This window comes from Ramlibacter albus, from assembly GCF_014297445.1.
In the GTDB taxonomy this organism is placed as follows: domain Bacteria; phylum Pseudomonadota; class Gammaproteobacteria; order Burkholderiales; family Burkholderiaceae_C; genus Ramlibacter; species Ramlibacter albus.
On the sequence record NZ_JACORU010000010.1, the window covers coordinates 71,930 to 98,640 of the forward strand.

Below are 26,711 nucleotides of genomic sequence, written 5' to 3' on the forward strand. Positions count from 1 at the left end.
GGGCGCGTCGATTCTACGTTCGGCAACGCCACTGCAACAGCGAGTACGGCGGTGACGCGTCGGGGTGATGCTCGAACACGCCGGTGACTTCGGCGCCGATGCGCACGTCCTGCATCGCATCACCCAGCAGGTTGCCGACCATGCGGACGTTGCCCGCATGCGGCAGTTCGACGAGCACGGCGACATAGGGCCCGCGGTCCTTGAGCGCCGGGTGCACCGGGTGCCACACGCGCTCCCAGCTGTGGATGCGTCCCGCCGCGGGCACTTCCACCCACGCGGGGTCGAAGGCGTGGCAACGATGGCAGATCCACTCGGGGCCGAACTGCCAGGCGCCGCAGTGTATGCAGCGCTGCACGAGCAGCCTGCCTTCGCGCAGGCCGGCCCAATACGGGGCGGAGACGCCGTCGGGTTCGGGGACGGGGATCGAAAGTCCGGCGGGGAGGTAGCTCACAGCGCCTCCTTCGATCCCAGCAGCAGGTCGCTCGCGGGCGCCACCATCGGGCCGCCGATCACGAGCGCCACGTCGTTGCGCGGCGCGGGGTTCGTGGACGTGCCGCGCACCTGGCGCACCGCCTCCAGCACGAGCTCGAAACCGTGCATGTAGCACTCGGCCAGGTTGCCGCCGCTGGTGTTGAGCGGCAGGCGGCCGTTGGGTGCGACGAGGTTGTCCTTGGTGAGGAAGTCGTTGGCTTCCTCCGGTTCGAAGAATCCGTGCTCGGCCAGCGCCATGGCCACGCCGCCGGTGAAGTTCTCGTAGCTTTGCACGACGCCGACGTCGGCCGGCTTCACGCGCGCCATCTTGTAGAGGTCGCGCGCGACGGTCTCGAAGTTTGCCGAAGCATAAGCGGGCGAGTTGTGCGCCTGCGCGCCGAAACGCTCGCTGGACCCGCTGGCCGCACCGAGGATGTACACCGGTTTCTGCGCGCAATCCGCCGCACGCTCGGCATCCATCAGCACGATCGCGGCGGCGCCGTCGTTCTCCATGCAGCAGTCGAACAGGTGGAAGGGCTCGACGATCCAGCGCGAAGCGTCGTACTTCGCCTCGTCCAGCGGTTTGCCGTACATGACGGCGCGCGGGTTGTTCTGGGCGTGGTGGTAGGACGCGAGCGCGATCGCGCGCAGCGCCTCCTGCCGGATGCCGTGGTCGTGCATGTAGCGCTGCACGCGCATGGCGAAGCGCTGCGGCGGCGAGATAACGCCGTACGGGACGAGGTACGCGCGTTCACCCGAGATCGTCGTGGCCGCACTCGCCTGCCCGAAGCGGCCGAACTGGCCCTGCGCGAGCGCGCGGTACACCACCACGCAATTGGCTTGCCCCGTCGCAATGGCTGCGGCGCCGTTGGCGACGGCTGCGCAACACCCGCCGCCACCGCCGCCCCACTGCATCAGCGAAGTGCGCAGTTGCGGCAGGCCGAGCGCCGTCGCCAGCCGGACGGGGTCGTTGCGGTCGTCGCTGTAGGAAGAGAAACCATCGATGCTGCGCGCATCGATCCCGGCGTCGGTGCACGCGGCGAGGATCGCCTTCAGCGCGAGCTTGAACTCGGCATCGGGCGACTGGCCATGCTTGTAGTACGGCGTCTCGCCGATGCCGACGACGGCGACCTTGCCGCGCAGCGTCCGCTCACCCATGCTTCACGCGCTTGCCGAAGGTACCGGCGCTCGCCAGCTGCGCGATGCGCTGCTCGTCAAAGCCCAGCACCTCCTTCAGCACCTCCGTCGTGTGCTGCCCGATGTCCGGCGCGGGCTTCGGGTCCGCCATCGGCGTGCGCGCATAGCGGATCGGCGACGCGATGTTCGGCACCTGCCCCAGCGTGGGATGCGGCACGTGCGTCACGAGCTTGCGCGCGGCGGCTTCCGGCGAGCGCAGCGCCTCGCCGACCGTGCGCACCAGCCCGCAGGGGATCTGCGCCTCGCGCATGCGCTGCTGCCAATGGGCCCAGGGCTGTTTCGCGAACTCCTTGTTCAGCTCCGCGAACAGTTCCTCGCGGCGCGCGATGCGGCCGTTGCGGTCGCGCAGCTCGGGGTCGTTCGCGAGGTCGCTGCGGCCGACGACCTGCTCGGCCAAGCGGATGAAGATCTTGTCGTTGCCGCAGTTGATGTAGAACGGCTTGTCGCTGGCTTCGAACACGCCTGAAGGGCACGTGTCCGGGCTGGTGTTGCCGTGCCGCTGTGGCTCCTTGCCGGTGACCAGGTGCTGCATCGTCGCCCAGCCGGTCATCATCACGCCGGTGTCGAACAGCGCCACTTCCACGTACTGGCCTTCGCCCTGCCGCTCCCGCGAGACGAGCGCGCCGAGCACCGCGTTGGAAACCATGAGTGCCGTGCTGATGTCCATCACGGCCGACGATGCGCGCACGCCCATGCGGTCCGCATAGCCGTTCATGGAGACGAAGCCGCTCTCGGCCTGCACCACCGGGTCGAAGCCGAGCCTGTCCGCATAAGGACCTTCGCGTCCGTACGCCGAGACCGAGCAATACACGATGCGCGGGTTGAGCTTCTTCACCGTGTCGTAATCGAGGCCGAAGCGCTGCATCACGCCGGTGGAGAAGTTCTCGACCAGCACGTCGGCCTGCGCGATCAGCTCGCGCGCGACCTTCACGCCATGCTCCGACTTCAGGTCCAGCGCGAGGCTGCGCTTGTTGCGGTTGGTCCAGGCGAACGGGCCGCCCTGCGATTCGAGGCCGGGCACGGCCGGCGGGTAATAGCGCAGCTCGTCGCCGCGCTCCGGCGGCTCGACCTTGATGACATCCGCCCCCATGTCGCCGAGGATCGTTGTCGCGAACGGCCCCGCCACGAAGTGAGAGAAGTCGACGATGCGGATGCCCTGCAGCGCCGTGGGCGCAGCTTTCGGACGTGGTTCATGCGCTGGAAACTCGGCGGCGCGGTCGGCAAAGGTAACGCTCATGGCTGGTACCCGAAACCCTGGCCGAGCTTCGCCTGCATGAAGTCCTTGCCCTGCGCCATCCAGTCGCCGCCCTCGGGGATGGTGATGGAGATGGCGCGCACGAGGAACTTGTCCGGGTCGGTGGTGGACACCGGCCGCTGCTCCTGCGCGGCCAGCTTCTTCGTCGCTTCGAGCAGCACGCGGCGCGTGCGGGCCACGCCGCTGTCGCTGGTGCCGAGGTTCTCCTTCGTGCGGTCGTAGATCGCGGCCACGCCCGACTGGCACGCCGCGTCCTGCAGCCACAGGCCGGGCATGCCGGCGTTGTACTTCTGCGCCATGTCCCACGAATAGCCGTAGGCGTTGGCGCGGTTGTACCTGCTCCAGTACGTGTGGTACGGCTCGGTGACGGGCCGCTTCTCGAAGCTGCCTTCGGACGCATGCGCCGACTCGCGGCCGTTGTGGCCTTCCTTGAACACCTTCAGCGTCTTCTCGTACATCGGCTGCGTGGGGTGGTAGGAGAACATCACGCACAGCGTGTGCTCGTCATCCATCGGCACCCAGGCGTGGCCCGAGAGCTCCGGGTATTGCGAGAACGGCGGCACCAGCGTCCAGAACGGCATGAGGAACTGGTTCACGCGGATGTAGTTCTTCTCGCCCTCGAGCTTGCGGCGCGACGCGATGTGGATGCCCGCATCGTGCTGCACCACCTCGAACTTCGGCGCCAGGTCGGCGGCCTGCTTCCACTGGTCGATGCTGCCGCCCGAGTCCACGCGGCCATGCAGGATGGCGGCGTGCGCGGAGTCGATCTCGCCTTCCAGCGCCTGCAGCCAGTTGCATTCCTGGATGCGCAGGGAGACGTGCACGTTCTCCTGCGGCACCATGTTCCATTCCATGCTGGGCAGCGGCGGCGGCACTTCGTCCGGGCCCATGTAGGTCCACAGCACACCATTGCGCTCCTGCACCGGGTAGGCCTTGAGCTTCACCTTCTTGAGCATCGGCGAGTTCGCCGGTTCCGCCGGCATCTCCTGCACGCTGCCGGTCGTGCTGAACTTCCAGCCGTGGTAGACGCAGCGGATGCCGCCGTCTTCATTGCGGCCGAACAGCAGCGGCGCGCCACGGTGCGCGCACGCCTGGTCCACCAGGCCCACCTTGCCGCTTGAGTCGCGGAAAGCGACGAGGTCCTCGCCCAGCAGCCGCACGCGGTAAGGCTGGCCGTCGGCGGCCACGTCCTTCGCGAGCAGGAAGGGGATCCAGTACAGCCGCATGAGCTTGCCCATCGCGGTGCCGGGGCCTACCCTCACCAGCAACTCGTTGTCTTCGCGGGTCAACATTTGTTCTACCTCAATATTGGTCCAACCATTGAAGCAATGTAGCATGATCGGTGGTAAGCTGTCCAGACCATGACGACCGTGTTGATGGGCTACGCGCCCATGGATGCCGTGCACGGCGAGTTCGAGGCGCTCGTCGCGAGCGCGCTCGCCTGCCCCGACGACGAACTGCACGCCGCGCTGCTGCGCGTGCACGAGCACCTGCTCGCCCACTTCGGGCAGGAGGACCGGTGGATGCGCGAGACGGGCTTCCCCGCCGCCGACTGCCACATCGAGGAGCACGGCAACGTACTCAAGTCCGCGGATGAAGTGCTGCCGCTGGTAGCCGCCGGGCGCCACGACGTCGGCCGCTCGTTCGCCGCCGAACTGCGCAACTGGTTCCCCGGCCACGCCGATTACCTGGACTCCGCGCTCGCCGCGTGGCTGTGCAAGCGCCAGTACGGCGGCAAGCCCGTGGTGCTGCACCCGCGGCGCAACCCCGGTTGACGAACGGGACTCGTTGGTCCTACCATTGAAGCTTTGTTGACCTCCATCAAGGCATTCCGGAGACATCCATGCTGAACAAGCGCCGCAACCTCGTCCTCGCCGCCGGCACGCTGGCCCTCGCCGCCGCGCTGCCCGCGTTCGCGCAGGAACCCTTCCCGTCGCGGCCCATTCGCGTCGTCGTGCCCTACGCGGCGGGCGGCACCACAGACCAGCTCGCCCGCGCGATCCAGAAGCCGATGTCGGACTTCCTCGGCCAGCCGATCATCATCGACAACAAGCCCGGCGCCGGCGGCACGATCGGCACGGACATCGTGGCCAAGGCCACGCCCGACGGCTACACCATCGTGTTCGGCAACAGCGGCCCCAACGCCATCGTGGGCCTGATGCGCAAGACGCCCTACGACATGCTCAAGGACCTGCGGCCGATCTCCACGGTGGCGATCTGCCCGATGATCCTCACGGTGCCGGCGGACAGCCCGGCGAAGACGCTGAAGGAATTCGTGCAGCTCGCCAAGCAGAAGTCCGGCGAGTGGAACTTCGGCTCGGTGGGCAACGGTTCGCTGTCGCACCTCACCGGCGAATACCTCAACACGCTGCTCGGCACGAAGCTGGTCCACGTGCCGTATGCCGGTGGCGCGCCCATGATGACCGCCTTCGCGGGCGGCCAGCTGCAGATGGCTTTTGTGACGGGCCTCGACGGCGCGGCCATGGTCGGCTCCGGCAAGGTGCGCTACCTCGCGGTCGGCACGCCCGAGCGCACACCGGTCGTTCCCGGCCTGCCCGCGATGGGCGAGGAAGTGCCGGGCTTCAACACCGTGGCCTGGTTCGGCATCCTCGCGCCCGCCGGCATCCCCGATGTAGTGGCGAACAAGCTGCACGCGGCCGTGGTTCATGCGCTCGCGCAACCGGACATCAAGAAGATGTTCACCGAGCGCAATGTGGACCCGCGCCCCAGCACGCCCAAGCAGCTCGAGGACATGATCAAGGGCGAGATGAACCAGTGGGGCCAGGTCATCAAGAAGCAGAACATCACGGCGGGCTGATGAAAGCACTGCTCCTGCGCGGGCCGGGCGAGCCCCTGGCCTTGACCGACGTGCCCGACGTGCCGCCCGCCGCGGGCGAAGCCACCGTCGCCATCCGCTGCGCCGCGCTGAACCACCGCGACGTGTGGATCCAGAAGGGCACCTACCACGTGCTCAAGTACCCGGTCGTTCCGGGCGCCGATGGCGCGGGTGTCGTCACGCAGGTCGGCGAAGGCGTCGACCCGGCGTGGATCGGCCGCGAGGTCATTGTCAACCCCGGCCTCGGCTGGGGCGACAGCGAGGTGTGGGCCCGCAACGACTTCTACCCGCTCGGCAGCCCGCGCGACGGCACCTTCGCCGAGCGCGTCAACGTGCCGGCCGTGCAGCTGGCGCCGAAGCCCGCCCACCTCGACTGGGCCCATGCAGCGGCGCTGCCGCTGTCGGGCGTCACCGCGTTCCGCGCCGTTAGCTCGCGCGCGCAACTGCAGGCGGGCGAGAACGTCCTCGTCACCGGCATCGGCGGCGGTGTCGCGCTGTTCGCGATGCAGTTCGCGCTGGCGCTCGGCGGCAAGGTGTATGCCACGAGTGGCTCCGAAGAGAAGGCCGCGCGAGTGCGCGCCATGGGCGTCGTGGGCACCGCGAACTACCGCGAGGAAGGCTGGGCGAAGAAGCTGCGCGAGCAGGTGCCCGGCGGCTTCGACGTGATCATCGACAGCGCGGTCGGCCCCGGCTTCCAGGACCTGGTGAACCTCGCGGCGCTCGGCGGCCGCATCGCCTTCCTCGGCTTCACCGCCGGTGGCGACATCCAGCTCGACGTGCGGCCGATCTACCGCAAGCAGGTGAGCATCCTGGGCACGAAGATGGGGTCGCCGCGCGACTTCGCGCAGATGGTGCAGCTCGTCGAGGACAAGCGCATCGTGCCGCTGGTGGACCGCGTGATGCCGCTGTCGCGTGCGAACGAGGGCTATGCCGTCGTGGACCGCGGCGAGCAGTTCGGCAAGGTCGTCTTCGAGAACGACCTCGCGCGCGCGTAGCGGTCACGCCAGGGACGAGTTGTCCTTCAGGTTCGCCCGCATCACACCCCGCGCCATCTCGTCTCGCGCCCGGCGCGCCCGCACGCGCCGGCGCGTCTCGGCCAGCGGGTCTTCATGCGCCACCACGGGCGGCAGCGGCGGCGCACTGAGGTACTGCTTGCCGCTGTAGGTGGTGGCCATCCACTTCGTCCACGCCGGGTCGTCCCACACCGACTGCAGCCGCCCCGTCGCGGCTATGAAGTAGGCCGCCACGACCTGGAAGCCCGGGCGGATGTACACCAGCGGCTCGTCGCCATCGGGGCCGTGGGCGCCCATGATCTTCGTCTTGATGCCGCGGTTGAAGTCGGTCGTCGGCTGCCAGTACCAGATGCCGCCGTGCTGCGCCTGGAAGGTGGGCGCGAGCTGCATCGTGCGCTGGATGTTCGCGATGTTGGCGATGGCCGCGGGCACGCCGTACTCCTCGGTGGTGAACATGAAGAGGTCGTGGTCGCCCACCATGTTCTTGTCCGGCCGCACCTTCAGCCGGATGCGCGGGCCGTCGAGCACCGTGTAGGCCGCGTAGTGGCCCTTGCGGTAGTCGTAGTCCTCTTCCATGTATTCCTTGGCGCGCGAGAAGAACAGGTCCTTCACCGCCGCCAGCTTCTTCTCGTCGTAGAGGTCGATCTTCAGCTTGGCACTGATGGGGTCGAGCTGGCGCGTGCGCACCGTGCGCATGTGCACCATCTTGCGGAACCAGTCGGCCTCGGTCGCGGGCGCGGCAAAGAGCGGCGCGTTGCGGCCTTCGGACTCCAGGGCGGCCTTGCGCGACGACCAGCCGATGCGCGGGTCGTAGTGCACCACCGCGCCGAGGTCCGCGAAGGCCAGCTCGTCGCACAGCCACAGGTCCGCCTCCTTCGACGTCTTGTTCTTGAACTCCTGCGCCTTCGTGGGGTCGCCCGACTCGATGCCCATGTGCGCGAGCAGGCCCGTGCCGCGCACCGCGATGCCCATGCGGTAGCGGTCCGCGATCTCGGCGGCCTCCCACAGCGCGCCCTTCACCATGTTCTGCATCAGGTATTCCTGCTCGGCCATGCGCTTGAGATCGTTCAGGGCATGGCGCGGGTCGCCCAGCTGCTCGAAGAACTGGCGCGCGTCGGGCCGCCAGCCGATGCTGTCGTCGGGCACGTCCGTCTGGTAGATGACGCGGCCGATGTTGGAATGCTCGGTGCCGTCCTTGTAGAAGTAGTTGCGGCGCGTGCGCCCGTTGGCGAACTGCGTGTCCAGGTGCTGCTTGTGGTCGTAGAGGTACTCGTCCAGGTCGAGGTGCGGGTGCTCGCGCAGCAGCGACTCGTAGCGCTTCGCCTCCCAGCCGACCACGTCCTTGAGCTCGCGCTCGTTGGCGAACCCGTGCTCGTATTCGTCCACGTAGAACAGCACCAGGATCTCGCGCGCGTACTTGCCGTCGAGGACGATGCGGCCGCTCAGGGCCTCGAGGGAACCCGGGCCCGGGCCGGGCTTCGTGTACTTGATCATCGACTGCTCCTGCGCTGCCCCTCCAATCTGTTACGGGCCGGCGCAGTCCGTCAAGCGCCGATGCGCTTGCTTACGTTTTCAGCGCAGGTAGGGCGCGACGTTGCCGGCGATCGTGTCCAGCTCGGCCGTAGTCAGCGGCACTTGGCTGAAGGCGGCCCATGCCTCGCGCGGCGTGAAGTTCGGCGGCACGGCGGCGTCCGAGCCGAAGAGCACGCGGCCGACGCCGACCCGGCGGATGTCGGCAGCCAGCAGCGCTGCTTCGCTGCCCGGCAGCTTCGCGTGCAGCAGCCCGGAGGCGTCGAGCCACAGGTTGCGCACGCGCGGGTCGTTGCGTGCAATTGCGTCGATGTACACGCCAAGCGCGTCGCGGCCTGCCGGGTCGTCGTAGCCGGGTCCCGTTGCGGCCAGGTGCGCGACCTGCACGACCACGTCCGGCGCGGCGGGCAGCAGCTTCTCCAGAAAGACACGCGCCTGCGCCGCGCCGTACGGCCGCTTGCGCGAGACCGAGGCGCGGGCGTGCACGACGATGGCCATGCGATGCGCGTTCGCGGCCGCGAAGACGGCCTGCACGCGTGCTGCGTGCTCCTCATTTTCGAGCTGCACGTCGGAGTTGCCGAAGTGCAGCTTCACGCCGCGCATCCTGCCGGCGTTCGCGCAGCGCGCGATCTCGTGCACCGCATAGTCCTTCAGCGGGTTCACGCCGCAGAACGCCACGAGCCGCTCGGGATATTTCGCGGCTTGCGCCGCGGTCCAGTCGTTCTCGGCGCGCACGCGCTCGTACTCGTCCGGCAGGTTGCGCGTCGCGGCCGCGTAGCTGTAGCCCATGCCGAGGACGGTGGCACGGCGGATGCCCGCTTCGTCGAGCATGCGAACGAGCTGGTCGCCTTCGATCGGCGGCATGCGCGACGCGGGCATGACCACGCCCATCAGCTCGGCGCGGATCAGGTGCTGGTGGTGGTCGGCGTAGGGCGCCGCCGCGCAGCCCGCGAGCAGCAGCGCGGGTAGCAGGCAAAGCAGGCGCATCAGGCGAACGCCGCCTTGAACTTGTCGCGCAGCTCGCGCTTGAGCAGCTTGCCGCTCGGGTTCTTCGGCAGCGCCTCGGTGAAGACCACGCTCTTGGGCGCCTTGAAGCCGGCCATGTGCTGCGTGCAGTGGTCCAGCACCTGCTGCTCCGTGAGCTGCTGCCCCTGCTTCACGACGATGACGGCCATCACGGCCTCCACCCATTTCGGGTGCGGCACGCCGATGACCGCCACTTCGCTCACGGCCGGCAGCCTGTAGATTGTCTCCTCGACCTCGCGGCTCGCGACGTTCTCGCCGCCGGTCTTGATCATGTCCTTCTTGCGGTCGACGACGGTGATGTAGCCCTCGTCGTCGACGGTTGCAAGGTCGCCCGAGTGGAACCATCCGCCGTGGAACGCGGCCTTGGTGCGCTCCTCGTCGTGGAAGTAGCCGAGCATCAGGTGCGGCGAGCGGTGCACGATCTCGCCCACTTCGCCCGGCTTCACGTCGCGCATCAGGTCATCGACGACACGTGTCTCCACGTTGATGCACGGCCGCCCGCAGGAACCCGGCTTGGTGAGCTGCTCGTCGGGGCCGAGCAGCGTCGCCAGCGGCGCGATCTCGGTCTGGCCGTACAAATTCCAGAAGCCGACCTCGGGCAGGCGCTGCTTCAGCTCCTTGAGCACTTCCACCGGCATGATCGATGCGCCGTAGTAGCCCTTGCGTAGCGTGGAAAGGTTCGTCGTGTCGAAGAGCGGCGAGCGCAGCAGCGCAATCCATACCGTCGGCGGCGCGAAAAAGGAGTTGATGCCGTGCTTCTCCATGAGCGGCAACAGGTTGTCCGGCACGGGCTTGGACGTGATGACGTTCTTCGCGCCGACGTAGATGCCCGGGCCGAAGAACACGTCCAGCTGCGCGCAGTGGTACAGCGGCAGCGCATGCAGCATCACGTCATTGCCGGCGATGGCCGCATCGATGGCGCAGCTGGCGTACTGCCAGATCACCGCATCGTGCGTGAGCATCGCGCCCTTGGGCAACGATTCCGTGCCGCTGGTGTAGACGATCTGCAGCACGTCGCCGGGTGAGAGGTCGACCTCGGGCACGTTAGCCTCCGTCGCGGCCAGGTCGTCGAACTTCTTCATGCCCTCGGCGGGCTCGCTCGGGTCCTCCGAGGGCAGCCAGATGAATTGCTTCACCCAGGTGTCGCGCTTCGCGGCGTCGCGCGCCAGCTCCGCCAGGCCGCTGTCGGTGGCCAGCACCTGCGCGCCCGCGTGCTTGAGGATGTAGGCGACCTCGTCGGCCTTGAGCATGAAGTTGATGGGCACCAGCACGGCGCCCAGCCGCGCGAGCGCGAAGCGCAACGCGGCGAACGCGTGCGAGTTGCGCGAGAGCACGGCGACCTTGCTGGCCTTGACCACGCCCATGCGCGCGAGGCCGGTCGCGACGCGGTCCACCACTGCGTCGAACTGCGCATAGGTCCACGTGGTGCTGCCGCACACGACGGCGGTCTTGTCGGGGAAGCGCTTGCTGCTGCGGCGCAGCAGGTCGGCGAGGGTCTGGCGGCGGATGGCGGGGTCCAAGTACTGCTCCTGAAGGAATCAATCCGAATGCGCGAGGAAATGCGCCACGTCGGCGAGGTCGCGGTCCGTGAGGCCCCTCAGCGACGCAGCCATGATGGTGTCACGCCCCGGCCCCGGATGGTCGCGCAACTGCTTCATGGTCGCAAGCAGGAACTGCTCGTGCTGCCCCGCCACGCGCGGCACCTGCTGCTGGCCGCGGAAGTCCGGCAGGTGGCACGAGCCGCAGTGCGTGCGCGAGGCGATGGCCTTGCCGCGCTCGAAGCTCGCCGCGTCGCGCGGCGTGGCGGCGGCCGCGGGCGGCTTCTGCTGCGAGAAATATTTCGCGAGCTCGATGATCGTGGCGTCGTCCACGCCATCGAGCAGGCCCTTCATCTCCGGCACCACGCGCAGGCCCTCGCGGATCAGCACCAGCTGGTTCTCCACGAACAGCTTCGGCTGCCCCGCGAGCGAGGGCACCTGCGGGTTGGCCGAGTGGCCCAGCGGCCCGTGGCAGGCCGCGCAGATCGCAACCAGGCTCGCCCAGTCAGCGGGCATACGAGATGCGGTAGATCGCTCCCACCTGTTCGTCGGACAGCAGCATCGAGCCGTCGGGCATCTGCAGGAAATACACGGGGCGGCCCCACATCTGGTCGGTCGCCGGGTCCATGAAGCCGGTGACGAAGGGCACGATCTCCGCGCTGCGGCCGGCCGGGTCGGTCTTGACCATCACCACGTCGTAGCCGAACTTCTTCGTGCGGTTCCACGAGCCCTTGCGCGCGACGAACATCGCGTTGCGGTACTCGGGCGGGAACATGTTGCCGCGGTAGAACTCGAGCCCCATCACCGCCGCATGCGGGCCCATCGTCCTGACGGGCAGCGTCACGCCGTCGCACGCGTTGGGCTTGCGCACGTCGGGGTCGGCGATGCCGTTGGCATGGCAGTACGGGAAGCCGAAGTTCAGCCCCGTGCGCGACATGCGATTGAGCTCGTCCTCGGGGCCGTCGTCGCCCAGCCAGTCGCGGCCATGGTCGGTGAACCACAGCTCGCCGGTGGCCGGGTGCCAGTCGAAGCCCTGCGTGTTGCGGATGCCGCGGGCGATGACTTCCATGCCGGAACCGTCGGGGTTGTAGCGGCGCAATTGCGCATACGGCTCGTCGACCATGCAGATGTTGCACGGCGCGCCGAAGGGCACGTACAGCTTGCCGTCGGGGCCGAAGCGCAGGTACTTCCAGTTGTGGTGCTGCTCGGGCGGCAGCTTGAACACCGCCGTCATGTCGACGGGTTGCGCGTTCGGGTTGGCGTCGATGCCGTCGTAGCGCAATGCCTTGTCGATGGCCATGACGTACAGCGTGCCCTTGTTGTAGGCGACGGCAGGCTGGTTCAGCTTGTCGACGAAGACGCGGCTCGTGCGCTCGCGGCCGTTGTCGGTGATCTCGTAGACGCGGCCGATGCCGCGCGTTCCGGCGTAGATCTTGCCGTTGTCGGCGCGCGCCATCGCGCGGATGCCCGGCATCCCGTGCGCCCACAGCTCGATGCGGAAACCGGGCGGCACCTTCAGGCGGTCGACGTGTATTTCATTCGGCGGCGTGGCCGTGAGCCGCCCCGGCACCGGCGCGAGCGGCGAAGTCGCCTGCGCCGCACTGCGGCCCTGCTGCCAGGCGGGCGCGCCCGCAGGCACAGGCCCGGCCTGCGGCGAAAGTTGCGGCTGCACCGGCTGCTGCGCGCAGCCGGCGAGCACGAGAGCTGCGGAGGTGACCCATGCGTATGTCGTTCTCATGTCGGGCTCCTTGGATGGAGACCGCAGGATTGCCAAACGCCCCGCAGCGGTGGAGAGGGTTTGTACCGACCCTCCGCCAATTACAACTTTTTGCCGATTACCGGCGCTGCTTCGCCTGCCAGTCGGCGTAGGCGGCGTCCATGCGCTGCTGGCGCGAGGACGAAGTGTCGGCCACGTTCACAGCGGGCGCGCCCATCGCGCGGGTGTCGCTCGCGTGATGCGCCTTCGCGTAATGCGCCTTGGCGTGGTGGGCCTTGGCGTGGTGGGCCTTGGCGTGGTGGGCCTTGGCGTGATGGGCTTTCGCGTGGTGCGCCTTGGCGTGATGCGCCTTGGCGTGAGGTGCCTTGGCGTCGGGCGCCTGTGCCTGCGCCTGCGCCGGCTTGTCGCCGCCCAGCGCGCGCTGCGTCTTGTCGATCGCCATCTGCGCGCCGTGCTTCGTCTTGTCGGCGAGGTCCCTGAAATTCTTCGCGGCCTTCGGGTTGGCCTGCTGCATGTTGTCGTTCGCGGGCACGTTGGGCAGGTCCACCGCATAGGCGGCGCCCGCGAAGGCCATGGCCAGCGCGGTGATGACGACGTGGGATTTCATCTGGAGGCTCCTTCAAAGGAAGTGACGAGCCTCATGACACCGCAGCCTCAGGCGTGGCCGCGTCGGACGCGGCGGAAGAGCCTTGTAGGACTCAGCTTCTGGGTGGGATATCGAGGCCCCGCTGCACCGCCGGGCGCGCCACGAAAGCCTCCAGCACCCGCTGGACCTGCGGGAACTTGCCCCATTCCACCAGATCGCCGGCGCCGTAGAAACCGACGAGGTTGCGGATCCACGGGAACGTCGCGATGTCGGCGATGGTGTACTCGTCGCCCATGATCCACTGGCGGCCGGCGAGATGCCTGTCGAGCACGCCCAGGAGGCGCTTCGACTCGTTCACGTACCTGTCGCGCGGCCGCTTGTCCTCGAAGTCCTTGCCGGCGAACTTCACGAAGAAGCCCACCTGCCCGAAGAACGGGCCGATGCCGCCCATCTGGAACATCAGCCACTGCAGCGTCTCGTAGCGGCGAGCAGGATCCTTCGGCATCAGCTGGCCCGTCTTGTCGGCGAGGTACACGAGGATGGCGCCCGACTCGAACAGCGCCAGCGGCTTGCCGCCGGGGCCGTTGGGGTCGAGGATCGCGGGAATCTTGTTGTTCGGGTTGAGCGACAGGAACTCCGGCGACATCTGGTCGTTCGTGTCGAAGCTCACCTTGTGCACTTCATAAGGCAGCCCCGTCTCCTCCAGCATGATGGACACCTTCACGCCGTTGGGCGTGGGCAGCGAGTACAGCTGCAGGCGGTCCGGGTGGTGCGCGGGCCACTTCTTCGTGATGGGGAATGCGGAGAGGTCCTGGGTCATGCGGCCCAAGTATGCCCCTTGATCTCCTCGACAAAGAGCTTCGCCGCGGGTGACCTTGCGCGGCCGCGGACATCCACCGCGAGCACATCGCGCGCCACCGGCGGGTCCACCAGCGGCCGCTGGTGCAGGGCCGCGGAGCGGATCGAATACTTGGGCATGAACGCGAAGCCCAGGCCCGCCTGGACCATCGCCTCGATCCAGTCCTCGCGCTCGCTGCGGAACGTGGCGTAGAGGCTCACGCCGGCCTGCTGCGACACGGCCATCACCGCTTCGCGCATCTCGCACGCGAGCCGGTCGACGTAGGCTTCGCCGTTGACGTCGGCCAGGCGCACCTGCTGCAGGCGGCCGAGCGGATGGCCCGCGGGGATCACCACCACGTAGGGCTCCGAGTAGAGCTTCTCGGAGCGGAAGGCATCGGGCAATTGCGGCGCGCTGCTCACGACGGCGAGGTCGATGTCGCCGGTCTCCAGCCTGTCGAGCAGTTGCGAGAAGCTGCCGTCCTCCACCGTGAGCTCCACGCCGGGCTGGCGGCGGTGGAAAGCCGACAGGAAGGAAGCGATGCGTGTCGGCCCGATGGTCGTCTGCAGCCCGAGCTTGAGTGGCGCCTGCCGCAGCAGCTTGAAATTCTCCGCGAGGCTGCGCGCGCTCTGCGCGCCGGCGACAGCCTGCTCCAGCGCGGGATAGATCAGGCGGCCCAGCGGCGTCAGCACCAGCTTCTTGCCCTCGCGATGGAACAGCTCGCCGCCGACCTCGCCTTCGAGCTTCTTCACCGCGGCGGTCAACGCGGGCTGCGACACCTCGCACTCGTCGCACGCGCGCGAGAAGCTGCCGTGCCGGTGCACCGCGAGGAAGTAGCGGATCTGCTGCAGTTCCATGCCGGGCCAGCCTAACAGCGGGCGGGGGCGCGGGCAAGCGCGGTGGGCGCCCGCCCGCGTTCCCGTTACGGCACAGTGACCGGCTGCCCCACGATGTTGAGCCCCGGGTCGGCCAGGATGTCGAAGCGCTGCTGCTGCGTCACCGCGTCGATGTTGCCCACCTTGGCGTACTCCCACGCGATCTTGCCGCCGTAGGCCAGCGTGTCGCTGCTCCAGGCGATGTGCTTGCGCATCGTGGCCAGCACGTCGAAGCCGGTGGCCTTGGCGGTGGAGGCCTCCTGCGCGAGGCCGGTCCAGTCGATGACCACGACCTTGTGGTTCTTCAGCGGGTCCGTCGAGGTGGCGCTGTAGTCGGCCGGGGCCACCACAACCTGCAGGTACTGCACGAGGTTGTTGAGCGTGTCACCCACGCGCGTCTGCGAGAGGGACAGCAGCGTCCTGCCCACCTTCAGGCCGATGTCGATCGTTCCGACGCCACCGAGCGTGAGCGTGCTGTAGGGCGTCTGGCCCGGCGAGAGGATGTCGTTGGCAGCCGCGTTGCCCGGTGACGAGCCCTTCGCGTCCGCACCGTCGCCGGTGTTGTAGAGGAACAGGTTGCGGCCGGTGGGCGGTGGCTTGGGCGTGCTGGTGTAGGTGGGCGTGGAGACCGAGTCCTCGCCCTTGCCGCCCACCACGATGTTGTTGGTGTCGGGCTGCAGGAAGAAACTCTCGGCGCCGGCCGTGCCGAACATCAGGTTGGCGCCGCCATCGCCGATGAAGGTGCTGGTGCCGATCAGGATGTCGTTGCCCGCGCCGCCCACCAGCGTGGCGGGGGCCGTGCCGCTGTACAGCACGTCGTTGCCGTCGCCGCCGTCCAGGTAGTCCTTGTAGGCGATCTGGCGGGCCGTGTCGGTGCCGCCGCGCAGCACGTCGTCGCCGCCCGCGCCGAAGAGCGAGTCGGCCCCCGCGCCGCCGTCGATCGAGTCGGCTGCGGCGGTGCCCATGATCGTGTCTCCCAGGGCGGTGCCCAGCATCGGCAGCTTGGCGGCGATGTCCGGCTGCTTCCACGTGGGGCCGCCCGCGAAGGCGATGGCCTCGAAGTCGCCGCGCGAGTAATAGCCCAGGATGTTGATCGTGTCGCCGGCGACTCCCGTGTTCACGATCAAGTCGTTGCCGCTGCGTTGCAAGGTGGTGCCGGCGGCCGTGATGCCGCCGCCGAGCAGCAGGGTGTCGAAGCCGCCACCGCCGAGGGTGGCGTCGAGGTCGTTCACGGTGTCGGCGCCGTCGCCGCGCTTGTAGTCGTAGGTGTCGTTGCCGGGGCCGCCCACGAGCAGGTCGGTGCCGGTGCCGCCTTGCAGTGTGTCGTTGCCGCGGCCGGCGTAGATGGTGTCGTTGCCCGCGAGCCCGGGCAGCAGCTCGTCGGCGTCGCCGCCCACCACCGTGTCGTTGCCCGCCGTGGCCATCGGCTCCAGGATCGCAACCACGTCCGCATGCGACCACTCGGTGCCGTCGGCGAAGGTGAACTTCTCGATGGCGTTGGCGCCGCCGGTCATGAAGTCCTTGAGGACCACCTGGTCGGTTGCACCGAGCTTGAGGATCGCATCGTTGCCCGATTGCCTGGCGGTGACGAGGTACGGGTTGACGTCGAAGCCGAAGGCCAGCGTGTCGCCGGTGCCGAGCGTGGGGTCGTTGTCCGCGAGGGTGTCGGTGCCGTCGCCGAGGTTGACGTAGTAGATGTCGTCGCCCGCACCGCCCGACATCGAGTCGTTGCCGGTGCCGCCGGTGATGCGGTCGGTGGTGCTGGTGCCGGTGATCGTGTCGTTGCCGGTGGTGCCGGTGAGGTCGAAGCCCCGCGCGAGCAGTTGCTGCCATGTGAGGGACGTGCCGTCGGCCAAGTCCACGGCGGTGAAGCTGCCGGGCGCCGTGGCATTGGCGGGGTTGAAGCCGTTGATCTTCACGCTGCCGGCTGCCGCATCGCCCATCGAGACGACGAGCGCGCCGTTGGCGTGCGCGAGCTTGACGGTGTCGGCCGTGATGCCTTCGCCGAGCTTGAGGTGGTTGCCCGTGCCGCTGTCGCTGATGGTGTCGGTGCCGTCGCCTGCGTTGAACACGTACACGTTGTTGTTGCCGCTGCCGGTGAGCACGTCGTTGCCCGCGCCGCCCGCGACCGTGGACGCCCCGCCTGTGAGGGTGAGCGTGTCGCCTTGCGCGCCGCCTTGCAGGGAGGCGCTGGCCGTGGTGGCCGTGCTGTTGACCGCCGATGTATACGTCTTGCCGAAGAACTGCGCGGCGGTGTACGTCTTGCCCGAGACCTCCACCGACGCGAACGAGCCCGACATCAGTCCGCCCTTGATGATCACGGTATCCACGCCGTTGCTGATGAACTGGGTTTGCGGATCCAGTTGCACGAGCGAGAGGTTCTCGATGCCGCCCATGCCCTTCAGGACGATGCGGTTGGCCCCTTGCGTGTCGTCGATGACTTCGGCCGCCGCGTGCGGCGTGTCACCGGCGTTGAAGACGTACGTGTCGTTGCCCGCGCCGCCGGCGAGCAGGTCCGCGCCCGCGCCGCCTTCGAGCACGTCGTCGCCGGCGTCGCCCGAGAGCTGGTCGTCGCCCGCGCCGCCGATGAGCGTGTCGTTGCCGCCGCCGCCGGAGAGCGTGTCGTTGCCTGCGCCGCCGTCCAGCAGGTCGGCGCCTTCGTACTGCGCGGCGACTTCGCTGTCGCCATAGAGCTTGTCGGCGCCGTCGCCGCCCTGCACCGTGTCGTTGCCGCCCTGGCCCACGAGCACGTCGTTGCCGGCGCCGCCGTCGATGTTGTCGTCGCCGTGGTATTCGCCAGAGAGACGGGGGTTGTCGCCGTAGACGAGGTCGTCGCCGTCCTCGCCGGCGAGCAGGTCGCTGCCGCCGCTGCCCAGCAGCGTGTCCTTGCCGGCGCCACCGAACAGGCGGTCGGCGCCATGGAAGTTGCCCGCGATGAGTTCGGCGTCACCCTCGAGTTGGTCGTTGCCGTTGCCGCCGAAGAGGTCGTCCTGGCCGCCGCCGCCGACCAGAATGTCGTCGCCGTCGTCGCCGTACAGGTAGTCGTTGCCGTGGTACTGGCCCGCGAGGCCGTTGGCGTCGCCGAACAGCGTGTCGTTGCCGTCGCCGCCGTGCAGCTCGTCGTCGCGGCCGCCGCCCATCAGCTTGTCGTTTCCGAGGCCCCCGTAGAGGTAGTCGTTGCCGTGCTGCGCGGGGTCGACATAGAACATCGATGCGGTGTTACCCGTGTCGCCGTCGCCTTGCAGTTCGTCGTCGCCCCCGGCGCCCAGCAGCATGTCGTTGCCCGCGCCGCCGATGGCCAGGTCGTTGCCTTCGCCGGCGTCGATGTAGTCGTTGCCGCCTTCGCCGAAGACCCAGTCGGCGCCATAGCCGGCGAAGATGATGTCGCCATCGGGGGCGTCGCCGTCGGCCATGGCGAGCGTGCCGAAGTCCAGCGTGCGCGAGGTGACGTTGCCCTGCGCGTCGGTGGTCACCTGCCGAGTGACGGACCAGTCGGGCACGCCGGCTGTCGCGGGGGCGCCTGCCACGCGGTCGCCGAAGATGTTGTCGTCGCCGGCGCCGCCCGCGATGAGGTCGCGGCCGCTGCCGCCCATGAGCGCGTCGTTGCCGGCCCAGCCCAGCACCGTGTCGTTGCCGCCGGTGGCGGTGACGAGGTCGGCTTCGCTGTCGAGAGCGGCCACGGTCTGCGCGAGGATGTCCGCGAGCGGTTCGCGCTCGCGGCCCCACAGCAGGTCGTCGCCACCATTGCCCACCACGATGTCGCGGCCAAGGCCACCCTCCAGCGTGTCGTTGCCGCCGCCGGCGTAGAGGTAGTCGTTGCCCGAGCTGCCCTGGCCCCAGTTGTTGCCGCCGGACATGAGGTTCAGGTTGTCGTTGCCGCCCCAGCCGATGACGAGGTCGTTGCCCGGGCCGTCGGCCAGCTGGTTGTCGGTGATGTCGCCTTCGATGGTGAGGTCGGCGATGGGTTGGGGCAGCGGCTTGGGTGAATCGGGCAGCGTGATGCCGAGATTGCCGTTGGTGAAGTCCTTGACGTTGACAGTGACGCCTGCGCCGGTGATGTTCAGCGTGAGCTTGCCGTTGGTTTGGGCGCTGGCGGTAACGGTGAAGAGGTTGTCCTGGCTGTGCCAGCGGGTCGCCGTGTCTTTGATGAACGTTGAACCGCCGATGCGTGCGACCTCGACGTCATTGGTGTCGACGACCTTGACGATGCCCAGACCGTCGCCGTCGGTGATCGTGTCGGCGCCTGCGTCGGAGGCGCGCAGGATGTAGGTGTCTGTCCCGGTGCCGCCGTCAAGTGCGTCGATACCGGGACCGCCGTCCAACACGTCATCGCCTCTGCCACCCACGAGGGTGTCGACGCCTGCGCCGCCCCGAAGCGTGTCGGCACCCGGGTTCCCTTCGAGGTAGTCGGCCCCTGCGAGGCCGCTGACGACGTCATCGCCGCCGCCCCCAAACAGGTGGTCGCTCTCTGCGCCGCCCGTGACGCTGCCGTCGTCGCCATCGGTACCAAATACGACCTTGACCGGCGTGGCGATGCCGCCCGCCGGTCCCTCACGGACCACCGTAAACGACTCGCCGGCATAGAGGTCCGTGAAAGCCGCGTTTTGCGTTATCGCTTGACGGTAGTACTTGCCACCCGTGTTTTCGAGGTCGTAGTTGTTGAGGTTGAGCGCGACGAGCCACTTGAGCATCGCGCCTCGGTCGCTGTACCAGCTGTCTGTGAAGTTGGACGCCTCGGCCCCAACGTTCCTGCTGGCGATGTCCTCGATCCATTGCTGGTATTGCTCCGCCCACGCTCCCTGGCCCAGCGATGCCAGCGCACTTTGCCCTGCGTCCCCGGTCGCCTTCAGGTAGAACGGGCTCAATGAAGCCAATGCGAGAAATGCCCCGAAGTCATTTCTTGCAAGCGAGGACATGGCATCGGTCACGGGCTCCACGGTCACCTTGCCCGCCAACGCGTGGAAGTCCGCGTCGTCGGCGATGAGCTTCAGGTTCGCGTGGAGGGGGTTGCGTCCCGTGAAGCTGCCGCCCTTCTCGTCCAATCGGGCCCAAGTCCCGCCGTTTGGATTGCCGTTCAACGGAATCCAGCCTTCGGACGAGTCGAGCCCGAGCATGGTGCCTAGTACGGTCACGACTTTTTCGAGGACGTCGCCTTCGGCCTTGCCTTGCGAAGCATCGCCACCGCTAGCGGCCAAATGGGACGACGCCTGCAGGATCCTGGCAAGTCGAGCGGGCGTTGCGCTGGGGTCCAGCTTCGCAAGCACCTGCTGAACGGACAGGCTGTCGACAAGCAGCACCAGGCTGTGCGTGTCGCCGAAGTCATTCAGGGCAAAGCCCTGCAGCAGGAGTTTCACATCCGGCCAGAGCTTGCCCCACGTGGAAGCTGCGATGATCCCCGAGCCGACATTGCCGCGCCACAGAGGCTGGTCCTCGATGAAAACCGGCGCCGGGGTGCCGTGGTGAATCTGGGAATTCGCCACGCCGGATGGGGGAGTGTCGCCGTAGACATCCGTCAGCGTGGGAATCGGGTTGGGCGCGATCTCGCGGCCCATGTAGGCGACGAGTCCCAAGCCGTCGAACATGGGCCTCTCGGCCGCGGCGTGAAGCGTCGCGCGCAGGAAGGCAAGCTGGTAGTCCAGGCTGGCCGCGGCAACTTCGGAAACCGGTACGGGCGCCGCGGGAGCGCTGTCGGTCGACCCACTCGCGATGCCGGCGTTGACCCGCTCGACCTCCTTCACGACCGAAAGAATTCGGTCGAGCGCGTCCACCATCATCTGCGCTGCGGTATACGCGGGCCCGATCGAGGTGTTGGCCAGCGCCTGGGCAACGGCCAATCCGTTGCCGACATCGACGGAGGTGAAGCTCGCTCCCTCGTGGAAGGTCGCGCGCAGGAGGTTGTACTTGTCCTTGCCGGCCTGCGTGGCGAACAGGTCGGCATTGTCGAAGCGATGGGCTGCGAACTCCGAGACGACTTGCGCGAGCGAGTAGCCGTCCTTCATGACGCCCACGCCGGCGCCGTTGAAGGTGTATGACTCGGTTGCGACGTTCGGGTAGAGCAGGTCGAATGCCGTCGCCAGATGGCCGCCGAGGCTGTAGCCCGTCACAACAAGCTTGCTGCCTGCCGGAATGGTCGACTTGATCGAGTCGAACCATGCCTTCATGTCCGCGATCTGGCCGAGGGCCCAGCCCTTTTGCTTGATCTCGAGGGAATTCGTGGCTTGGTTGTCGCGGGCGGCGTCGTCGGCGAATTCGGTACTTCGGAAGGAGAGGACGTATTCGCCGTTTTCCTTGCATTGGAATAAGGTTCCGCTGAAACCAGTCTTCGTGTTCCCTTGCTTTGCGACCACGGTCCACTTTTGCGAAAAGTCGAGCGCGTCTGTTGCCGTGAACTTGCTTGCGCGGTCATTCCCTTTGATTAGGGCTGCGCGCAGAGGCTCGGGATCCATGTTCGCCTGGATATTGATTGCTTCGGCGGCCATTTGGGCGCGCGCGTACTTCAGCAGGACACTCACGTCTGCTGTCATTGCTTCTCTCCTGGGTTAGGGTTTAAGGACCTTCTCGACGAAGTTCCGTGTCAGACCGTAGTTCTGCGGATACCTGCCGTGCAGCTTCGGTAGTTCAGGGCACGCGTTGTAAAGCGCAAAAGACCAAGGACTGCGTTCGCCCGATGTACTCCCTTGGCCTTGATCCATGACATACGCGACACGCTCGGCAATCACTTCCTGAGTGTCGAGGTCCATGACGCGGATTCGATTTCCTGCTATCCACAGCTGCTTGTCGTCAGGTGTCGAGATGTTGCTCCACTCGATCCCGAACCTTGCCGAGCGCCTTGGCACACGGGTGGACGACAGCTTTTCGAAGAACAGATCTTCTTCGGCCAGGTTCTTGCGCTCATCGGAATAGCGAACAATTTCGCCGTCGTCGGCCTGGGTTTCGACGAATTCGTAAGCGCCGATCCTGTTCCGACCTGTCGTGCTCCACGAGTTCTCCTGGCTTCGGCCCGCAAAGAATGTCGTGATGTAGGCAGGCCCAGTGGAGCCATCACCAGCAGGATCAAGAGCTTCGGTCGGCCGCGACATGTCGTCGAAAGGCCGCAGGTTCGTGAGAAAGACGCCTCGAGCTCCCTGGACGGTCTTGTAGATCTTTTCCCCGGCCTGAGCGCATCGCTGCGCGAGCAACGCGCGAGCCGCTTGAAGCCGGGCCTTGTAGGCGGCGGCAGCCGCCTGGGCACGCTGGTATTCGCGGTATTGATTGACGACCGGCACCGCGGTCACGCCCAGAAGCACCGCGACGGCGATCAACTTCGCCTTGACGCCCTTGGGCAGCCATGTCGCCAGCAGGAGCGCAAGTCCAAATGCGCCGATGAAGAACCATCCGAGCGCCTCCAGCGCAAACTGGGTCAACCAGTAGTCACCCATTCAGTGATCCTGACTGACCTGCGAGTGGACGCGCGAGGACAAGAACAGCACGGTAATAGTCATCAATGGCTGGCATCGTAGCCACGAAATCGTTGTCGAACGGATGGTTCATTCGTAACAGCGGCTAATCGCTTTTCTAATTCCTTCGTATTCAGCGCGGCGACTATAGCCTCAACTCGGCAGCACCGGAATCCTGTCCAAAAGTCTCTCCTCCAGGTTGACTAGATGCTTCCGTACGTGGCGCATTGACGTGGTTTGGGCTAGCCACCGCGATTGATGGATCCATAACCGCAGCCCCCTTCTTGCGCCATCTCCCCGCGCACACACTGAAGCTCCCTCCCGCAACATCCCCAAGGAGCCCAGCATGCAAGTCTTCATGGTCGAACGGTCCCTCAAAGGCATCCCCATGGACCAGCTCGCGGCCGCGCAGCAGCGCGCCATCCGCACGGCCGGCGAAATGACGGCGGCGGGCACGCCCATCCGCTACATCCGCACGACCTTCGTGCCGGAAAGCGGCCAGTGCATGTGCCTGTTCGAAAGCAGCGACGCGGAATGCGTGAAGGCGCTCAACCGCAAGGCCGAGATCCCGTTCAACAGCGTCACGCCGGCGCTGGACCTGGCGCCCTGACGCCATGGCCACGCTTCTCGTGCATGTGGTGACGGGCCCCGAGAACCCGACGCGCGCCGCGCTCGGCTTCCTCGTGGCGAAGACGGCGCTGGACCAGGGCCATGCGGTGGCCCTCTTCCTCGCAGGCGACGGCGCGCAATTGCTGCGCGACGCGGTGCTCGACGGCGTGGCGGGCCTCGGCACCGGCAAGCTGCGCGAGCACTACGAGGCCATCGCGCGCGCCGGCGGCCGCTTCTACGTGTCCGGCATGTCGGCCCGCGCTCGCGGCATGACCGACGCCGACCTGCAGGGCAAGCCCGCCGAGTTCGCGATGCCCGACGTGCTGGTGCGCCTTGCCGTCGAATACGACAAGGCGCTCTGTTACTGAATCAGGCCGGCATCAGATCGGCCGGATCTGCACCTTGCGCCACTTGATGGCGCCGCCGGGGATGTTGTTGGCGCCCGGCGCGTACTGCAAGGCGAAGGGCCCTTCCTTGAACTGCTCGTTGCTGATGTTGACGGTCTGCACGCCGTTGAACACCACCACCAATTGCGGGCCCTTCGCCGTGACCTCGTAGGTGTTCCACTTGCCGCCGGCCTTGGGCATCGGCACGACCGCCGCGAAGTCGACGATGGCGCCGGTACCGTACTTCGGGTCCGGCCGCTGGTCGAAGATGTTCACTTCGTACGAGCTGGTCGCGGTGATGGCCGAGGGGTTCTGCGCGCGGATGAAGATGCCGCTGTTGGTGGTGTGGTCCGCCCAGAACTCGGCGCGGATCTGGAAGTCCTTGTAGGACTTCTTGGTCACGAGGTACCCGCCCGCGCCCTTGTCGGCCATCACGGTGCCGCCCTCGGCGCGCCAGTTCGCGTCGCCGATGCGGTTGAAGTTCTCCAGGCCGCTGTTGCCGTCGATCAGGGTCTCCCAGCCCTCGGCGGCCGGGTTCATCATGGCGCAGCCGGCGGCGAGCGCCAGGGCGAGGAACGCGGAAACGAAACCTGCAAGCTTCTTCATGCCACTTCTCCTTCGTTGGGGACGCCCAGTCTAGGAGCGGGGCTTGCAAGGCAGGGTTAGGGTTTGTTCGCGGCGGGGGCCATCGCCTCGTGCAGGTAGGGGGCGGTCGCGCTCTCGCGGCTGCGTGCCACCTCCTGCGGGCGGCCCTGCGCCACCACCCGGCCGCCTTCGGCGCCCGCGCCGGGGCCCATGTCGACGACCCAGTCGCTGTGGGCCACCATGCGCATCTCGTGCTCCACGACGACCACCGTGTTGCCCTCCGCGACGAGGCGGTCCAGTTGCGCGACGAGCCGGTCGACGTCGGCAGCGTGCAGCCCGGTGCTGGGTTCGTCGAGCACGTACAGCGTGTCGCCGCGATGCGCCCGCTGCAGCTCGGTGGCGAGCTTGATGCGCTGGGCTTCGCCGCCCGAGAGCTCGGTGGCGGGCTGCCCCAGGCGCAGGTAGCCGACCCCGATGTCCTGCAGCACCGTGAGCGCACGCAGCACCTGCGGCTCGCCGGTGAAGAACTCGACGGCCTCGTCCACCGTCATGCGCAGCACGTCCGCGATGTTCTTGCCGTTGAACGTAACCTCCAGCGTCTTCGCGTTGTAGCGGGCGCCGTGGCAATCGGGGCATGGCGCATACACGCTGGGCATGAACAGGAGTTCGACGGAGACGAAACCCTCGCCCTCGCAGGTCTCGCAGCGGCCCTTGGGCACGTTGAAGGAGAAGCGGCCCGCGTCGAAGCGGCGCTTGCGCGCCTGCGGCGTGGCGGCGAAGAGCTTGCGCACGGCGTCGAACAGGCCCGTGTAGGTGGCGAGGTTGGAGCGCGGCGTGCGGCCGATCGGCTTCTGGTCGACACGCACCAGGCGGCGGATCTTCGCGAGGTCGCCGGCGAGGCGGCCGGTCATCGGCATGCCCAGCGTCGGTGCCAGCACTTCCTCGGGCTCCTCCTCGTCGGCCGGGACCGCGTGCCCGAGATGACGCGCGACGAGTTCGAGCAGGGCCTGGCTTACGAGCGTGGACTTGCCGGAGCCGGACACACCGGTCACGGCCGTGAGGCAGCCGATCGGAAGGGCAACATCGAGCCCTTGCAGGTTGTTGCGCGTGATGCCCTCCAGCCGGAGCCAGCCCGCGGCCTCGCGCTGCTCCCGCGCGGGCAACTGCACTTCGTCGAACAGGTAGCGGCGCGTCTGCGACTCGGTCACTTGCCGCAGCCCCTCGGGCGGCCCGCTGTACAGCACGCGGCCACCCAGCTCACCGGCCGCCGGGCCGACGTCCACCAACCAGTCCGCGCGGCGCATCATCGTCACGTCGTGCTCGACGACGTACACGGAGTTCCCGCTGGCCTTGAGCCGCTGCAAGGCGCGCACGAGCGCTTCGCCGTCGGCCGGGTGCAGGCCCGCCGAAGGTTCGTCCAGCACGTAGATCACGCCGAAGAGGTGCGAGCCGAGCTGCGTGGCCAGCCGCAGGCGCTGCAGCTCGCCGGGCGAGAGCGTGGGTGTCGAGCGGTCCAGCGACAGGTAGCCGAGGCCGAGGTCGGTGAGCGTCTTCACACGCAGCAGCACCTCGCACGCGAGGCGTTGCGCGGCGATGCGCTTTTCCTCCGAAAGATGCGGCGTGAGGCGAACGTCCGGCGCGGCGTCGTGGCTCGCGCCGCCTTTCGCGACACGTGTGTCGCGGGCACGCCGTGAGTCCTCGCGGCTGACGCGCGAACCTTCACTGGGTTTGCCGAAGCGGCCCTCGGCGACCGGCTGCAACACCGCCGCGACTTGCGCCAGCGGCATGTGCGCCATCTCCCCGATGTCGATGCCCGCGAAGGTGACAGACAGCGCCTCGGGCTTGAGCCGCTTGCCGCCGCACACCGGGCACAGGCTCGCCACCATGTACTGCGACACGCGCTTCTTCATCAATGCGCTTTGCGTGGTCGCGAAGGTCTGCAGCACGTAGTTGCGCGCGCTGGTGAAGGTGCCCATGTACGCCGGCTCCGTCTTCGCGCGCAGCGCCGCGCGCGTTTCCTTCGGCGTGAAGCCGGGGTAGACCGGCACCGTGGGTGTTTCGTCGGTGTAGAGGATCCAGTCGCGGTCCTTCTTCGGCAGGTCGCGCCACGGCTTGTCGACGTCGTAGCCGAGCGTGACGAGGATGTCGCGCAGGTTCTGGCCGTGCCAGGCCGGGGGCCACGCGGCGATGGCGCGCTCGCGAATCGTGAGCGAGTCGTCGGGCACCATCGACTGCTCGGTCACTTCGTACACCGAGCCCTGCCCATGGCAGCGCGGGCATGCGCCTTGCGGCGTATTGGGCGAAAAGTCTTCCGCGTACAGCATGGGCTGCCCGGGCGGGTAGAGCCCTGCCCGCGAGTACAGCATGCGCAGGTGGTTGGAGATCGCCGTCACGCTGCCGACCGACGAGCGCACGCTGGGCGTGCCGCGCTGCTGCTGCAACGCGACGGCGGGCGGCAGGCCCTCGATCGAATCGACATCGGGCACGCCCGCCTGGTCGATCAGGCGGCGCGCGTACGGCGACACCGATTCGAGGTAGCGCCGCTGCGCCTCCGCGAAGATCGTGCCGAAGGCGAGCGACGACTTGCCCGAGCCCGACACGCCGCTGAACACGACCAGCGCGTCGCGCGGCACGTCGACGTCCACTTCCTTCAGGTTGTGCTCGCGCGCGCCGCGCACGCGCACGCAACCCGGCCGCGCGGCGGCATCATCCTGCTGCTGTCTTTTGTCGGTGGTGCCCGGTACCTGCTCCCTGGCCATCAGGCCATGTTAGCCGGGCCCCCGTTCCCGCGGGTGCGAATCCGCCGCGAGCCG

At 67.7% G+C, this 26,711-nt stretch carries 21 protein-coding genes; 5 read left to right on the top strand and 16 right to left on the bottom strand.

Annotated elements, in window-relative coordinates; genetic code table 11:
* Nucleotides 1–13: 13 nt before the first annotated feature.
* From H8R02_RS22760 to H8R02_RS22775, 4 genes are read right to left on the bottom strand one after another with little or no spacing between them, the layout of a single operon-like run.
* Nucleotides 14–451: a Zn-ribbon domain-containing OB-fold protein gene (locus tag H8R02_RS22760; RefSeq protein WP_354004966.1), complete on the bottom strand. Its 438-nt coding sequence runs from the start codon at nucleotides 449–451 to the stop codon at nucleotides 14–16.
* Nucleotides 448–1,629 carry a thiolase C-terminal domain-containing protein gene (locus H8R02_RS22765; RefSeq protein WP_187083795.1) on the bottom strand — a complete coding sequence of 394 codons (1,182 nt, stop codon included), beginning with the start codon at nucleotides 1,627–1,629 and terminating at the stop codon, nucleotides 448–450. Before H8R02_RS22765 ends, H8R02_RS22760 begins: the two co-directional genes overlap by 4 nt.
* A complete protein-coding gene (locus tag H8R02_RS22770; RefSeq protein ID WP_187083796.1) occupies nucleotides 1,622–2,905 on the bottom strand; it encodes a CaiB/BaiF CoA transferase family protein in 1,284 nt (427 codons plus the stop codon). Before H8R02_RS22770 ends, H8R02_RS22765 begins: the two co-directional genes overlap by 8 nt.
* Nucleotides 2,902–4,215: a Rieske 2Fe-2S domain-containing protein gene (locus tag H8R02_RS22775; protein WP_187083797.1), complete on the bottom strand. Its 1,314-nt coding sequence runs from the start codon at nucleotides 4,213–4,215 to the stop codon at nucleotides 2,902–2,904. The genes H8R02_RS22770 and H8R02_RS22775 overlap by 4 nt, the downstream gene beginning before the upstream one ends.
* Nucleotides 4,216–4,284: 69 nt before the next feature.
* On the opposite strand from H8R02_RS22775, the gene H8R02_RS22780 reads away from it, so the two are divergent.
* The 3 genes from H8R02_RS22780 (at nucleotide 4,285) to H8R02_RS22790 (ending at nucleotide 6,754) form a co-directional block, all read left to right on the top strand.
* Nucleotides 4,285–4,698 carry a bacteriohemerythrin gene (locus H8R02_RS22780; protein ID WP_187083798.1) on the top strand — a complete coding sequence of 138 codons (414 nt, stop codon included), beginning with the start codon at nucleotides 4,285–4,287 and terminating at the stop codon, nucleotides 4,696–4,698.
* A gap of 68 nt (nucleotides 4,699–4,766) precedes the next feature.
* Nucleotides 4,767–5,741 (top strand): Bug family tripartite tricarboxylate transporter substrate binding protein, encoded by a 975-nt coding sequence (locus H8R02_RS22785; protein ID WP_187083799.1) that lies wholly within the window; start codon nucleotides 4,767–4,769, stop codon nucleotides 5,739–5,741.
* Nucleotides 5,741–6,754 (top strand): zinc-binding dehydrogenase, encoded by a 1,014-nt coding sequence (locus tag H8R02_RS22790; RefSeq protein ID WP_187083800.1) that lies wholly within the window; start codon nucleotides 5,741–5,743, stop codon nucleotides 6,752–6,754. Before H8R02_RS22785 ends, H8R02_RS22790 begins: the two co-directional genes overlap by 1 nt.
* A gap of 3 nt (nucleotides 6,755–6,757) precedes the next feature.
* Here H8R02_RS22790 and H8R02_RS22795 read toward each other — a convergent pair whose 3' ends face one another.
* From H8R02_RS22795 to H8R02_RS22840, 10 genes are all read right to left on the bottom strand, one after another.
* A complete protein-coding gene (locus tag H8R02_RS22795; RefSeq protein ID WP_187083801.1) occupies nucleotides 6,758–8,266 on the bottom strand; it encodes a hypothetical protein in 1,509 nt (502 codons plus the stop codon).
* 78 nt (nucleotides 8,267–8,344) lie between these two features.
* Nucleotides 8,345–9,289: an amidohydrolase family protein gene (locus tag H8R02_RS22800; protein WP_187083802.1), complete on the bottom strand. Its 945-nt coding sequence runs from the start codon at nucleotides 9,287–9,289 to the stop codon at nucleotides 8,345–8,347.
* The gene (locus H8R02_RS22805) at nucleotides 9,289–10,848 is read right to left on the bottom strand and encodes an acyl-CoA synthetase (RefSeq protein WP_187083803.1); all 1,560 of its coding nucleotides are present in this window, start codon (nucleotides 10,846–10,848) and stop codon (nucleotides 9,289–9,291) included. Before H8R02_RS22805 ends, H8R02_RS22800 begins: the two co-directional genes overlap by 1 nt.
* An 18-nt stretch (nucleotides 10,849–10,866) precedes the next feature.
* Nucleotides 10,867–11,382, bottom strand: coding sequence for a c-type cytochrome (locus tag H8R02_RS22810; RefSeq protein ID WP_187083804.1), 516 nt, complete (start codon nucleotides 11,380–11,382; stop codon nucleotides 10,867–10,869).
* Nucleotides 11,372–12,604, bottom strand: a complete 1,233-nt coding sequence (locus tag H8R02_RS22815; RefSeq protein WP_187083805.1) for a PQQ-dependent sugar dehydrogenase — start codon at nucleotides 12,602–12,604, stop codon at nucleotides 11,372–11,374. Before H8R02_RS22815 ends, H8R02_RS22810 begins: the two co-directional genes overlap by 11 nt.
* 97 nt (nucleotides 12,605–12,701) lie before the next feature.
* Nucleotides 12,702–13,190, bottom strand: coding sequence for a hypothetical protein (locus H8R02_RS22820; RefSeq protein WP_187083806.1), 489 nt, complete (start codon nucleotides 13,188–13,190; stop codon nucleotides 12,702–12,704).
* A 91-nt stretch (nucleotides 13,191–13,281) separates the two neighbouring features.
* Nucleotides 13,282–13,989 carry a glutathione S-transferase N-terminal domain-containing protein gene (locus tag H8R02_RS22825; RefSeq protein ID WP_187083807.1) on the bottom strand — a complete coding sequence of 236 codons (708 nt, stop codon included), beginning with the start codon at nucleotides 13,987–13,989 and terminating at the stop codon, nucleotides 13,282–13,284.
* Entirely contained in the window at nucleotides 13,986–14,864 is an 879-nt protein-coding gene (locus H8R02_RS22830; protein ID WP_187083808.1) for a LysR family transcriptional regulator, read from the bottom strand. The genes H8R02_RS22825 and H8R02_RS22830 overlap by 4 nt, the downstream gene beginning before the upstream one ends.
* 65 nt (nucleotides 14,865–14,929) lie before the next feature.
* Nucleotides 14,930–21,043: a beta strand repeat-containing protein gene (locus H8R02_RS22835; RefSeq protein ID WP_187083809.1), complete on the bottom strand. Its 6,114-nt coding sequence runs from the start codon at nucleotides 21,041–21,043 to the stop codon at nucleotides 14,930–14,932.
* Nucleotides 21,044–21,421: 378 nt separating this feature from the next.
* Nucleotides 21,422–22,300, bottom strand: a complete 879-nt coding sequence (locus tag H8R02_RS22840; protein WP_187083810.1) for a hypothetical protein — start codon at nucleotides 22,298–22,300, stop codon at nucleotides 21,422–21,424.
* A 364-nt stretch (nucleotides 22,301–22,664) separates the two neighbouring features.
* Between H8R02_RS22840 and H8R02_RS22845 the strand changes: the two genes are divergently transcribed.
* On the top strand, nucleotides 22,665–22,928 hold the full coding sequence (locus H8R02_RS22845) for a DUF4242 domain-containing protein (protein ID WP_187083811.1): 264 nt from the start codon (nucleotides 22,665–22,667) through the stop codon (nucleotides 22,926–22,928).
* A 4-nt stretch (nucleotides 22,929–22,932) separates the two neighbouring features.
* Entirely contained in the window at nucleotides 22,933–23,295 is a 363-nt protein-coding gene (locus H8R02_RS22850) for a DsrE family protein (RefSeq protein WP_187083812.1), read from the top strand.
* A 12-nt stretch (nucleotides 23,296–23,307) separates the two neighbouring features.
* On the opposite strand, the gene H8R02_RS22855 is transcribed toward H8R02_RS22850, so the two are convergent.
* Both H8R02_RS22855 and H8R02_RS22860 read right to left on the bottom strand, forming a co-directional pair.
* A complete protein-coding gene (locus H8R02_RS22855) occupies nucleotides 23,308–23,919 on the bottom strand; it encodes a 3-keto-disaccharide hydrolase (RefSeq protein WP_187083813.1) in 612 nt (203 codons plus the stop codon).
* Nucleotides 23,920–23,975: 56 nt separating this feature from the next.
* On the bottom strand, nucleotides 23,976–26,657 hold the full coding sequence (locus tag H8R02_RS22860; protein WP_187083814.1) for an excinuclease ABC subunit UvrA: 2,682 nt from the start codon (nucleotides 26,655–26,657) through the stop codon (nucleotides 23,976–23,978).
* Nucleotides 26,658–26,711: the final 54 nt, after the last annotated feature.